This is a genomic window from Streptomyces sp. MBT53, assembly GCF_016654115.1.
Lineage (GTDB): Bacteria > Actinomycetota > Actinomycetes > Streptomycetales > Streptomycetaceae > Streptomyces.
Genome location: NZ_JAEQAZ010000227.1, coordinates 1 through 12310 on the forward strand (window position 1 = coordinate 1; position 12310 = coordinate 12310).

Below are 12310 nucleotides of genomic sequence, written 5' to 3' on the forward strand. Positions count from 1 at the left end.
CTCGCTGCTCTCATCGCTCTCCTCCCTCAGCTCGCCGCATCCCGGCACCCAATCCCCGTCCGACCCCACCGAGCCTCCACTCGGCCCCGCCAACCCCCCGTCCTGCCCCGTCACAGCCTCTTGGCCCCGCGCCCGGCACTCCCGGAGCCCTTCCCGCACAGCGCCCGCGAGAGCCGCGCCCAGGGGCCCCGCGAGGGCCAGTGAGCCTCGTTCCTTGTGGGCGAGGAGCATCGCGCGCACCGCGTCCGCGTAAGGAGCCGCCGCATACGTCGCCGGCAGCCCGGACGGCTCGGGCACCGGTCGCACCCGGCTCGGTACGGCCCCGTTCAGGGCGGCACGGCACTCCGGACAGAGCACCGTGCGAGGCATCCCGCAGCCTCCGCACTCGGCCGGCAGCACCAGATCCGTGAGGTCCCGCCACCAGCCCCGCATGCCCACCACTGTGCCAACGCTCTCGCCGACCGGCCACCCCTGTGGACAACCGACGGACGCCTGCCTGTGGACAACTCCGCGAAACCGTCGACAGCCGTCCCCCACACGAGTGCGGCCCGCCCCGGAACACGCGAACGGCCGCCTCCCGCCGGGCCTCAGCCCGACCGAGGACGGCCGCTCCGCGCTGCCTCACAACAGATCAACCGGCAAGCAACTCAACCCAGTTGGGCCGACGATCGCCTCACCCCGGGTAAACCGGCGCCGACCCCGTCTTGACCACCTTCTGCCACTGCGCCCCGGTGGGCAGCCGTACGATCCCGTCCTCCGAATAGGCCACCAGCGGGAGCTTGTCGTCCTCGGACGCGGCGATCTCCTTAACGCCGGTCAGGGCGGTGGGTGCCAGGCCCTCCGGTGTGGAACCGTCGACCTGGACGTACCGCATCTGCTGCACGCCGCCCTTCGCGCGCCCGACCACCACGAGCCGGCTGTCCCCGGCCCACGACATGGCCGTGATCTCCTCCAGGTCCGGGGTCGCGGAACGCAGTTCGAGGACCGAGATCACCGGCTGCTCCCCGGTCGCCCCGCTCCGCTGGATCCGCCCGATCTGCAGGGACCGCTTGCCGTCCTTCTCCACGACGAGCGCGATCCGCACCCCGTCGGCCGCCACCCGGACCGACTCGATCCGGCCGTCCAGCCCCAGGGTGTCGACCGCGATCGGCTGGCCGACGCCCCTCTGCAGCAGGAGCAGCCGGGGGTTCTTCGGGTCCCGGTCGGCCACCCAGAGGTCGCCCTGAACGTCCCAGCTGGGAGCCGTCAGCCGGTCGGCCGCCGTCTTGCCCTGGCTGGTCAGCACGGGGTCCCCGAGCGGCGCGTCCGGCACCATCGACCCGACGTAGAGCGACTTCCCGTCGAGAGTGACTCCGGCTCCGCTCTCCTCGTCGCGTGACACCGCGACCGATCCCAGCTGCTTGGTGCCCTCGCCCAGCGCACCCGGCACCGCCTCGGCGTGGGTGCCCCTGCTGCCGCCGGGTATCCGCACCACCCGGTGCTTGTCGTCGAGGAAGTACAGGTACACGGGGTGGTTCACGGGGCTGCGGGTCACGAGGGACTCCGCGTTGTCCTCGGAGTACACGCACAGCTGTGCGCCGTTGGCGGCCTGCAGCTCGACCTCGTCCACCGTGGGCGTCATGGTGTGGAGCGAGTAGAGGATCTGGGTCGCCATCTCGTTGCACCGGGCCAGCCCCACCCGTGAGGCCTTCTGGTTCAACGGGACCGTCAGCTTGTTCTGGTCGTCGGGGGTCAGCGAGGTGACTCCCTTGCGCAGCGCCGTCCCGGTGGGGAAGCTCGACCTGACCACGGGCCCGAGCCAGCTGGTGGGCCCGTTGAGGAGCGAACGCACCATCTGCGTCATGGGGTCCACCCGCCGCCGTACGAACACGGGATCCGCCACGGCGATCGGCTGCGTGGTCGCCCCGGCCGTCGTGTTCGACGCGAAGTAGTACTTGTTGACCGACATGTAGTTGCGCTGGAAGTCCGAGCTGCCCATGACGATGCCCTGGGGCAGCGCGTCGATGCGCCACTGCCCGCTCTTCGGGTCCTTCGCCAGGTGCACCCGCTGGCTGTACTGCCCGTCCGCGGGCGAGTACGCCTGCTGCGAGTCCACCGTGGCGACCCGGTCACCGGTCAGTGTGTACGCGAAGGCGTCGCTGTCCTCCCGGTCGCCGGGGGGATGGACGGCCTCGGTGCTCGGCCCGTCGGCGAGCACCGTGGTGGACGCCTCCGGCTGCCAGCCCCGCGCCGCCTTGGCGGTCAGGTACAGGCGTGCCGTCTTGTAGCTCGGATCGTCGCTGGTCAACGCCTCCAGGAAGCCCTGCACGATCTCCCCCTGCGTCGCGTCCTCCCGGGGAGGCATCGCGAAAACCCGCACCTGGGTGTCCTGCCGCGGCGTCGACTCGACACCCCGGAGGTCCCCGCTGTCCGGCATCGAGGCACATCCCGCCAGCACTACGACGCCGCACGCGACGTACGCCGCCGCGCGTGCCGGCTTTCGCCGGGCGCCCTCCTCGCGGTCAGCGCCCACGAGATGCCTCCCCCTGCTTGTTCGATTCCTCCGGGACTGCGGCCGGGTCGACACCGCGCGCGGTGTCACCGCGAGGCGCGTCCGCGGTCGGCCGGTCCTCCTGGCGCCGTGTGCCGCCGGTCGGGCGGGGCACCACGCGTGCGCCGTTGCCGGGCAGCGCCGTCGGGTCCGCTGTCGCGGTCGTGGCGGTCGGCCTCGGGCCGATCGGGGTCCGCGCGGGTATCGGCGCCCCCTGGTCACCCATCGGCTGCACCGGGACCGTCGCGCGCTTGTCCCCGCCCCCGCTCGGCAGACCGGCGTCATTGAGTCCACGGTTACGGCGTGAGTCCTTGGGCTCCAGTGGTATCGGTGAGCCCCGTAGCGGTTCGTCCGCGGTCCTCGGCAGCGTCAGCCGGAACTGCGAACCGCCGCCCGGCTCACCCCACGCCTGCAGCCAGCCGCCGTGCAGCCGCGCGTCCTCCAGGGCGATGGACAGCCCCAGACCCGTACCACCGGTGGTACGCGCGCGTGCCGGGTCGGCCCGCCAGAAGCGGCTGAACACCCGGGTCGCCTCGCCTGGCTTGAGACCCACCCCGTAGTCGCGCACCGCGATGGCGACCGCCCCGCCCGCGGTGGCGAGCTTGACTATGACGTCCTTGCCGTCGCCGTGCTCCACGGCGTTGACGACGAGATTGCGCAGCACCCGCTCCACCCGCCGGGCATCGGCCTCGGCGACCACGGGCTGCTGGTCGCCGACGACGCGTATCTGCGTGCCCTTGCGCTCGGCGAGCGGCTCGGCCCCGCTGATGACCCGCCGTACGACCTCCCTGAGGTCTATCGGCTCGGCCTCCAGCGCCGCCGCTCCCGCGTCGAAGCGGCTGATCTCCAGCAGGTCGGCGAGGAGCGTCTCGAAGCGGTCCAGCTGGTCGGCGAGGAGTTCGGCCGACCGCGCGGTCATCGGATCGAAGTCCACGCGCGCGTCGTGGATGACATCGGCGGCCATGCGTACGGTCGTCAGCGGCGTGCGCAGCTCGTGCGACACGTCGGACACGAACCGGCGCTGCATCCGCGACAGGTCCTCCAGCTGCTGGATCTTCAGCTGGAGGTTCTGCGCCATCTTGTTGAAGGCCTCGCCGAGCCGCGCGATGTCGTCCTCGCCGGTGACCTTCATCCGCTCCTGGAGTCGCCCGGCGGAGAGCCGCTCGGCGATCCCGGCGGCCATCCGCACCGGCGTGACGACCTGCCGCACCACGAGCCAGGCGATGGCCCCGAGGAGTACGACGACGAAGAGCCCGGCCGTCGCCAGCGTCCCCTTGACCAGGCTGAGCGACTTCTCCTCCTGGGTGAGCGGGAAGAGGTAGTACAGCTGATAGGGGTTGTTGTTCGGGTCGTTGACCTGCTTGCCGACGACGAGCGCGGGCTGGGACTCCTTGCCGTTGCTGTAGATGATCCGGGTGTAGCTCTGGGCCGCTGCCGTACTGCCGTTGACCCGCGCGCGCAGGTCCTCGGGCACGCTCGCGGACGGATCGACGTATCCGGAACCGCGCGGACTGCGTCCGCCGCCGCTGTCGGCACCCGCCGGCAGCGTCACCACGTCGAAGGCGCCCTGGCCGCCGCTGGACAGCGACGACACCAGGTCACTCATCCATGAGATGACGTTCTGCGAGGAGTTGCCGTCGGTCGCTGAGCCGTCGTCGGCGGTCCCGCTGGCGGCCTCGTCGGCCCTCTGCTTGGCCACGGCGAACCCACCCGTGGCCTGGCTCTGCGAGGCCTTCACCTTGGCGTCCAGCAGGCCGTTGCGCACCTGGCCGATGACGACGAAGCCGAGCAGCAGGACGACGCCCAGCGACATCAGCAGGGTCGTTACGACGACCTTGAGCTGGATGTTGCGCCGCCACAGCCGCATGACCGGCAGCAGCGGCCGGCGCACCCAGCGCATGAACAGGCGGAGGACCGGGCTGCCCTGGACTCCGCCCTGCAGCAGCCCGCCCTCCAGGAGGCGTGCCCAGCGGGAGCCCGCCGCCGTCCGGCCGACAGGCCGCCCCGCGCGGGCCCCGGTCCCCCCGGGTGCCGAAGCGGCACTGTCCCTGGACATGTCAGCTCGGTCCCGCCTTGTAACCGACGCCGCGGACGGTCACCACGATCTCCGGCCGTTCCGGGTCCTTCTCGACCTTGGAACGCAGCCGCTGGACATGCACGTTGACCAGACGGGTGTCCGCCGCGTGCCGGTAGCCCCAGACCTGCTCCAGGAGCACCTCACGCGTGAACACCTGCCACGGTTTGCGGGCCAGCGCGACCAGCAGGTCGAACTCCAGCGGGGTCAGCGCGATCGACTGCCCGTCCCGCTTCACGGAGTGACCGGCCACGTCGATGACCAGATCGCCTATGGCGAGTTGCTCGGGCGCCGGCTCCTCGGACCTCCGCAGCCGCGCCCGGATCCGGGCGACCAGCTCCTTCGGCTTGAACGGCTTCACGATGTAGTCGTCGGCGCCGGACTCCAGGCCCACCACGACATCGACGGTGTCGCTCTTCGCCGTGAGCATCACGATCGGTACCCCGGACTCCGCCCTGATCAGGCGGCACACCTCGATACCGTCCCGTCCGGGCAGCATCAGGTCCAGGAGCACCAGGTCGGGCTTGCTCTCACGGAAAGCGGCCAGCGCCTTGTCGCCGTCGGCTACGAAAGACGGCTCAAAACCTTCACCACGCAACACAATGCCGAGCATCTCGGCCAGTGCGGTGTCGTCATCGACGACAAGGACTCGTCCCTTCATAAACGACATCATCCCATTAACTAAATCGTTACCTGTCGTGACCTGTCACACAGCTCTGCCAGCGCCCCCGCCGTCACGGGCGAAACAGCGCCTTCTTCGGTGACGATCGCCGTCACCAGCTCGGGAGGCGTCACGTCGAACGCCGGGTTGTAGGCCTGGGTCCCCAGAGGTGCCACCGGAATCCCGCCTCCCGCTCCCGACACCGTCACTTGGGGTGACGTGATCTCCGTCACTTCAAATCCAGGGCGCTGCTCCACCTCGATGGACGCCCCGTCCGGCGTGTCCGGATCCACCGTCGTCACTGGCGCCACCACGATGAACGGCACATGGTGGTAACGCGCGAGCACGGCGAGCGGATAGCTCCCCACCTTGTTCGCCACCGAACCGTCGGCGGCGATCCGGTCCGCCCCGATCAGCACCGCATCCACCTCCCCGGCCGCGAACAAGGAGCCCGCCGCGTTGTCCGTGAGCAAGGTGTACGCCATACCGTTGCGCGCCGCCTCATAAGCCGTCAGGCGAGCACCTTGCAGCAATGGACGCGTTTCGTCCACCCAGAGCCGCCGCAGCCGCCCGTCCCGGTGCGCCGCGAGCGCCACCGCGAAGGCCGTGCCCTCGCCGCCCGACACCAGCGCTCCGGTGTTGCAGTGCGTCAGAATCCGGTGCCCACCGCCGGGCAGCAACTCGTCCAGCAGGGCCAGCCCGTGCGCGGCCATCCGCGCGCTGGCCTCGGCGTCCTCCCGGTGCAACCGCCGCGCCGCCGCCAGCGCTGCCCCGGCCGCCTGCTCCGGATCGCCTCCCTTGGCCACCGCGTCATGGTGCGCGGCCTGGGCCCTGCGCACGCCGACGGAGAGGTTCACCGCGGTCGGCCGGGCGCCCGCCAGCGCCAGCGCGGCCTCGTCCACGTCGAAGCCCCGCGCGGCGGCGAGCGCGACGCCGTACGCCCCCGCGATGCCGAGCAGCGGCGCCCCGCGCACCGCCAGCGAGCGGATCGCGTCCACCAGCGCGGAGGCGTCCGTGCACACCAGCTCGACCTCCTCGGCGGGCAGCCTCGTCTGGTCGAGCAGAACCAGTACAGGGCCCTCGGGGGGTTCGTCCCAGCGGATCGCGGGTATCTCGGTCGGCCGGCCGTTCTCGCCGGATTGCGCGTACTGATCAGCCATGCGGTCAGTCTGCCCCGTATCCGACGGACAATTGAAGGTGTGCAGCCCATACCGCGGCCGGTCACCGGTCGACCACCCCATGGCACGATGGCTGCCAACCTGCCGCCGCGCCCGCGGACGGGCACCGTGAAGGAGCGACGATGAACGACACTCCGGGCTGGGCCTCGCCCGGATCCGCCCCGCCCGACGGGCCCGAGCCCGGCGGGTCCGGTCCGGCCGGATACGGCTCCGGCCCCGCACAGCCCGCGGACCAGCCCGGCACGGACCCGTCGGGCACCGGCCCGCAGTGGTCCAAGGAGCAGCCGCCACCCGCCCAGTGGTCCGCGCCCACCGACGCCCCGGGCCCGGGCCAGGCACCGCCCCCACCGCCCGGCCCCGGCTGGGGCGGCGGCCACCCCGGCGGCCCGGCGGGCCCCGGAGGCCCTGGGGGATACGGCGGGCCCGGCGGCTACGGCGCTCCCGGCTGGGGAGCCGGCTGGGGCGGTCCCCCGCCCGCGGCCAAGCCCGGTGTGATCCCGCTCCGCCCGCTCGGCGTCGGGGAGATCCTCGACGGCGCCGTATCCACCATGCGCACCTACTGGCGCACGGTCCTGGGAATCTCGCTCAGCGTCGCGGTCGTCATGCAGACCATCGTCGTCCTCGTCCAGGGCTTCGCCTTCAGCGACCTCACCAGCGCCAACGCCCTCGACGACCCGAACGCCAGCACCTCCGAAGTGACCCGCGGCATGAGCGAGGCCTTGCTCAGCACCGGAGTCGTCTACCTGGTCGCCCTCATCGGCACAGTGATCGCCACCGCCCTGCTCACCACCGTCACCAGCCGCGCCGTGCTCGGCAAGCCGGTCACCGCCACGGAGGCCTGGCGTGACGCCCGCCCCCAGGTGCTCAAGCTGTTCGGCCTGATCTGCCTGCTGATCCTCATGGCCATCGCCCTGATCGGCATCCCCACCGTGCCCGGCATCATCGTGGCCGTCACGGGATCCGTGGACGGGGGCGTCGCGCTGGCCGTCATCGGTGGCCTCGCCGGCTCCGGCGTCACCCTCTGGCTTGCGATCCGCTTCTCCCTGGCCTCGCCCGCACTGATGCTGGAGAAGCAGGGCATCGTGAAGTCGATGAGCCGCTCCGCGAAGCTGGTGCGCGGCTCCTGGTGGCGGATCTTCGGCATCCAGCTGCTCGCCCAGATCATCGCGAGCATCCTGTCGTCCATCCTCGTGATCCCGTTCGCCTTCATCGCCGGACTGCTGAGCGGCGACGGCCTCAGCGGCCTCGTGAACGGCACCGGCGACGTCGGCTGGACGTTCCTCGTCATCAGCGGCATCGGCGCGGTGATCGGCCGCATGATCTCGTTCCCGATCACGGCGGGCGTCACCGTGCTCCTGTACATCGACCAGCGCATCCGCCGCGAGGCCCTCGACCTCGACCTGGCCCGCGCCGCCGGCGTCCAGGACTACGGCGCCGCCTCCCCCGGCCCCACCCCGGGGAGCTGATGCGGTGAGCCTGGCGGGGGGAGTACTCACAGCGGTGCCCGCGGCGCTGCCGCACACCGTCGAATCGGCCACGAGGGCACTGCTGCGCGCCCACGGCACAGTCGTACGGTCGTCGGCCCTCTCGGGGGACGAGCCGCCGGTGACGATCCCGCGCGACCCCGCGCGGGAGGCGGCCCGGCGTGAACTGTCCAAGCAGATGTACCACGAGAACGACCCCAGCCTGGTGCAACGAGCCCTGGACGCCGTCTCCCGCTGGGTCGACAAACTGTTCAGCAGGGCATCGGAGGCGACACCCGGCGGAACGCTCGGCCTGATCGTCGTCATCCTGGTCGTCCTCGCGGTCGTGGCCGCCCTGTGGTGGCGCCTCGGCACCCCCCGCCACGAACCCGCCTCCACCGCCGCCCTGTTCGACGACCGCCCCCGGAGCGCCGCCGAACACCGCTCGGCCGCCGAGGCACACGCCGCCCAGGGACACTGGAACCCCGCCGTGCAGGAACGCATGCGTGCCATCGTCCGCTCCCTGGAGGAACGCGCCCTGCTCGATGTCCGCCCCGGCCGCACGGCCGACGAGGCGGTCGCGGAAGCCGGCCGCGCACTCCCGTCGCACACGGACGAACTGCGCGCCGCCGCCGGACACTTCGACGACGTGACGTACGGCGGACGCGGCGCGAGCGAGCAGTCGTATCGCCGCATCGCCGAGCTCGACCGCGGCCTGGAGCGGACCAGGCCCGTCCTCACGAGCAGCGCCCACAGCACGGCCCACCACACCAGCCAGGGGGCCGCGGAATGACCACGGAGGCGACGCTTCCCGCGACCTCGGCCTCGCCCACCGTCCGCCAGGTGTGGACCCGCGCGCGTGGCATCGTCCTCGCGCTCGTGGTCCTCCTGGCAGCCGCCGTGGGGATCGCCGCGATCCGCTCCGACGCCCGGCACGGCGACCTCGACCCGCGCTCCGCCGACCCCTATGGCAGCCGCGCCGTCGCCGAACTCCTCGGCGACCGGGGCGTGTCCACGCGCGTGGTCTCGACCCTGGCCCAGGCCCGCGCCGCGGCCGGCCCGGACACCACCCTCCTGGTCGCCGTCCCGGACCTGCTGACCAAGCGCCAACAGGCCGCCCTGCACGCGGCGTTCGCGAATTCCGGCGGCCGTACGGTCCTCGTCGCGCCCAGCACGCCGTCCCTGAGCCGGCTCGCCCCCAAGGTCACCGTGGACGCCGGGCCCAGCTTCGACTCGCCGCTCTCCCCCGACTGCTCGATGCCCGCCGCGCGGCGGGCGGGCGACGCCGAGACCGGTGACTACCGGTACACGACCACGGCCACCGACGCCGACGAGTGCTACCCCAGCGACGGCCGACCGACCCTCCTCCGGCTCCCAGACGCGTCCGAGGGCGGCGACACCGTGGTCATCGGCGCGCCCGACATCTTCCTCAACAAGCGTCTCGACAAGCAGGGCAACGCCTCGCTCGCCCTCCAACTCCTCGGCTCGCGCCCCCATCTGGTCTGGTACCTCCCCTCGCTGTCCGACACCGCGGCCACCGACTCCGGCAGCCAGAGCTTCCTCGACCTGCTCCCCTCGGGCTGGCTCTGGGGCACCCTGCAGCTGTTCATCGCCGCAGCCCTGGCCGCCCTCTGGCGGGCACGCCGACTGGGCCCCCTCGTGCCCGAAAGACTCCCCGTGGCGATCCGCGCCTCCGAAACCGTCGAAGGCCGCGCCCGTCTCTACCGCAAAGCCAACGCCCGCGACCGCGCGGCCACCGCTCTGCGCTCCACCACCCGCACTCGCCTCGCCCCCCTCGTCGGCGTCCCCGTCTCCCAGGCGCACGCGCCCGAGGCCCTGCTCCCCGCGCTCTCCGCCCACCTCCACGGCGACGGACAGACCCTGCACGCCCTCCTCTTCGGCCCGCCGCCCAGCGACGACGCGGCCCTCATCGCACTTGCCGACCAACTCGACGCCCTCGAAAGAGAGGTACGCCGTCCATGATGGACCCGACCACTGACAACGCCGGGCCTGTGGGGAATCCGGGCGCCGCCCGAGCCTCCCTCGAATCCCTGCGCGCCGAGATCGCCAAAGCCGTGGTCGGCCAGGACCCCGCCGTGACCGGCCTCGTCGTCGCCCTCCTCTGCCGTGGACACGTTCTACTAGAAGGAGTCCCTGGAGTCGCCAAAACGTTGCTCGTCCGAGCGCTCGCATCCGCGCTCGAACTCGACACCAAGCGCATCCAGTTCACCCCGGACCTGATGCCCAGTGATGTCACCGGCTCCCTGGTCTACGACACCCGCTCCGCCGAGTTCCGCTTCCAGCCCGGCCCGGTCTTCACGAACCTCCTCCTCGCGGACGAGATCAACCGCACCCCGCCGAAGACCCAGTCGTCCCTCCTCGAAGCGATGGAGGAACGCCAGGTCACGGTCGACGGCACCCCGCGCCCCCTCCCCGACCCCTTCCTGGTCGCCGCGACGCAGAACCCCGTCGAGTACGAGGGCACGTACCCCCTCCCCGAGGCCCAACTCGACCGCTTCCTCCTCAAACTGACGATCCCTCTCCCCTCCCGCCAGGACGAGATCGACGTCCTCACCCGCCACGCCGAAGGCTTCAACCCACGCGACCTGCACGCCGCCGGCCTGCGCCCCGTAGCGACCGCGGCCGACCTCGAAGCAGCCCGCGCGGCGGTCGCCAAGACAACGATCTCCCCCGAAATCACCGCCTACGTAGTCGACATCTGCCGCGCCACCCGCGAATCGCCGTCCCTCACCCTCGGCGTGTCCCCGCGCGGCGCCACCGCCCTCCTCGCCACCTCACGCGCATGGGCCTGGCTCACGGGCCGCGACTACGTCATCCCCGACGACGTGAAGGCCCTGGCCCTCCCCACCCTCCGCCACCGCGTACAACTGCGCCCCGAGGCCGAGATGGAGGGCGTGACAGCGGACTCCGTCATCAACGCGATCCTCGCCCACGTCCCGGTCCCCCGCTGATGGCCCTCACCGGCCGCGCCGCCCTCCTCGCAGCCCTGGGCTCCCTCCCCGTAGGCATCTGGGAACCCAGCTGGACAGGCATCCTGGCCGTCAACGCCCCCCTGGCACTGGCCTGCGCCTGCGACTTCGCCCTGGCCACCCCCGTACGCCACCTGAGCCTCACCCGCTCGGGTGACGCCTCCGTACGCCTGGGCGAATCAGCCGACGTCACCCTGACCGTCACCAACCCTTCCCGCCGCCTGCTCCGAGCCCGCATCCGCGACGCCTGGCCCCCCAGCAGCTGGCTCCCCGGCACGGAATTCGCCGCATCCCGCCACCGCCTGACGGTCCCGCCCGGCGAACGCCGCCGCCTCACCACCCGCCTACGCCCCACCCGCCGAGGCGACCGCCAAGCAGACCGCGTGACCATCCGTTCCTACGGCCCCCTCGGCCTCCTCACCCGCCAGGGCACCCACGTCGTCCCCTGGGCCGTACGCGTCCTGCCCCCCTTCACCAGCCGCAAGCACCTCCCGTCGAAACTCGCCCGCCTGCGCGAACTCGACGGCCGCACCAGCGTGCTGACCCGCGGCGAAGGAACAGAGTTCGACAGCCTGCGCGAATACGTCCCCGGCGACGACACCCGCTCCATCGACTGGCGCGCCACCGCCCGCCAAACGACGGTCGCGGTACGCACCTGGCGCCCGGAACGCGACCGCCACATCCTCCTGGTCCTCGACACCGGCCGCACCTCGGCCGGCCGCGTCGGCGACGCCCCGCGCCTCGACGCCTCGATGGACGCCGCCCTGCTCCTGGCAGCCCTGGCATCCCGCGCCGGCGACCGCGTGGACCTCCTCGCCTACGACCGCCGGGTCCGCGCCCTCGTCCAGGGCCGCACCGCACGCGACGTACTCCCCTCACTGGTCAACGCGATGGCGACCATCGAACCGGAACTCGTCGAAACAGACGCCCGAGCCCTCGCCGCCACGGCAATCCGCACCGCACCGCGCCGCTCCCTGATCGTCCTGCTCACCAGCCTCGACACGGCCCCGGTCGAAGAGGGCCTGCTCCCCGTCCTCTCCCAACTCACCCAGCGCCATACGGTTCTGGTGGCATCCGTAGCAGATCCGCACATCGCAAGCATGGCCAAGGCCCGTGGAAACACAGAAGCGGTCTACGAGGCGGCAGCCGCGGCACGTGCTCAGACGGAACGCGACCGCACCGCAGAAAAACTCCGCCGATATGGTGTCACCGTCGTCGACGCGACACCGGACGACCTCGCGCCGGCACTGGCGGACGCGTATCTGGCTCTCAAGGCTGCGGGACGTCTGTAATACAGGGGTCTGCTTACAAAAAGCAGGCCCTTTTCAGAGGCCCTTAAACGCAGAAAACCCCTGTACCGAATAAACGGTACAGGGGTCTTCGCAATATTTGTTCGGCGGCGTACTACTCTCCC

General features: G+C 71.7%; 9 protein-coding genes and 1 pseudogene. 5 read left to right on the forward strand and 5 right to left on the reverse strand.

The window, feature by feature from the left end:
• The 5 genes and pseudogenes from JHN45_RS53665 to mtnA form a co-directional block, all read right to left on the reverse strand.
• Positions 1–432: pseudogene (locus JHN45_RS53665) on the reverse strand (ComF family protein); the annotation flags it as partial.
• A gap of 241 nt (positions 433–673) precedes the next feature.
• Complete coding sequence (locus tag JHN45_RS44680) at positions 674–2512, reverse strand: LpqB family beta-propeller domain-containing protein (protein WP_200715522.1); 1839 nt, start codon at positions 2510–2512, stop codon at positions 674–676.
• A complete protein-coding gene (gene mtrB, locus JHN45_RS44685; protein ID WP_200715523.1) occupies positions 2502–4586 on the reverse strand; it encodes an MtrAB system histidine kinase MtrB in 2085 nt (694 codons plus the stop codon). Before mtrB ends, JHN45_RS44680 begins: the two co-directional genes overlap by 11 nt.
• 1 nt (position 4587) lies before the next feature.
• Entirely contained in the window at positions 4588–5277 is a 690-nt protein-coding gene (gene mtrA, locus JHN45_RS44690; protein WP_187284748.1) for a two-component system response regulator MtrA, read from the reverse strand.
• An 8-nt stretch (positions 5278–5285) separates the two neighbouring features.
• Positions 5286–6425, reverse strand: a complete 1140-nt coding sequence (gene mtnA, locus JHN45_RS44695) for an S-methyl-5-thioribose-1-phosphate isomerase (protein WP_200715524.1) — start codon at positions 6423–6425, stop codon at positions 5286–5288.
• A gap of 140 nt (positions 6426–6565) precedes the next feature.
• On the opposite strand from mtnA, the gene JHN45_RS44700 reads away from it, so the two are divergent.
• From JHN45_RS44700 to JHN45_RS44720, 5 genes are read left to right on the forward strand one after another with little or no spacing between them, the layout of a single operon-like run.
• Positions 6566–7909: a hypothetical protein gene (locus JHN45_RS44700; protein ID WP_201055113.1), complete on the forward strand. Its 1344-nt coding sequence runs from the start codon at positions 6566–6568 to the stop codon at positions 7907–7909.
• A gap of 4 nt (positions 7910–7913) precedes the next feature.
• On the forward strand, positions 7914–8699 hold the full coding sequence (locus JHN45_RS44705) for a DUF4129 domain-containing protein (protein WP_307783373.1): 786 nt from the start codon (positions 7914–7916) through the stop codon (positions 8697–8699).
• Positions 8696–9889, forward strand: a complete 1194-nt coding sequence (locus JHN45_RS44710; RefSeq protein ID WP_201055115.1) for a DUF4350 domain-containing protein — start codon at positions 8696–8698, stop codon at positions 9887–9889. The genes JHN45_RS44705 and JHN45_RS44710 overlap by 4 nt, the downstream gene beginning before the upstream one ends.
• Positions 9886–10878 (forward strand): AAA family ATPase, encoded by a 993-nt coding sequence (locus tag JHN45_RS44715; RefSeq protein WP_374195682.1) that lies wholly within the window; start codon positions 9886–9888, stop codon positions 10876–10878. Before JHN45_RS44710 ends, JHN45_RS44715 begins: the two co-directional genes overlap by 4 nt.
• A complete protein-coding gene (locus JHN45_RS44720) occupies positions 10878–12188 on the forward strand; it encodes a DUF58 domain-containing protein (protein ID WP_201055118.1) in 1311 nt (436 codons plus the stop codon). Before JHN45_RS44715 ends, JHN45_RS44720 begins: the two co-directional genes overlap by 1 nt.
• Positions 12189–12310 lie beyond the last annotated feature (122 nt).

Coding starts and splice junctions, on each gene's coding strand:
- JHN45_RS44715 (WP_374195682.1), top strand. CDS start 9,886: ATGATGGACCCGACCACTGACAACGCCGGGCCTGTGGGGAATCCGGGC.
- mtrA (WP_187284748.1), bottom strand. CDS start 5,277: ATGATGTCGTTTATGAAGGGACGAGTCCTTGTCGTCGATGACGACACC.
- mtnA (WP_200715524.1), bottom strand. CDS start 6,425: ATGGCTGATCAGTACGCGCAATCCGGCGAGAACGGCCGGCCGACCGAG.
- mtrB (WP_200715523.1), bottom strand. CDS start 4,586: ATGTCCAGGGACAGTGCCGCTTCGGCACCCGGGGGGACCGGGGCCCGC.
- JHN45_RS44700 (WP_201055113.1), top strand. CDS start 6,566: ATGAACGACACTCCGGGCTGGGCCTCGCCCGGATCCGCCCCGCCCGAC.
- JHN45_RS44710 (WP_201055115.1), top strand. CDS start 8,696: ATGACCACGGAGGCGACGCTTCCCGCGACCTCGGCCTCGCCCACCGTC.
- JHN45_RS44720 (WP_201055118.1), top strand. CDS start 10,878: ATGGCCCTCACCGGCCGCGCCGCCCTCCTCGCAGCCCTGGGCTCCCTC.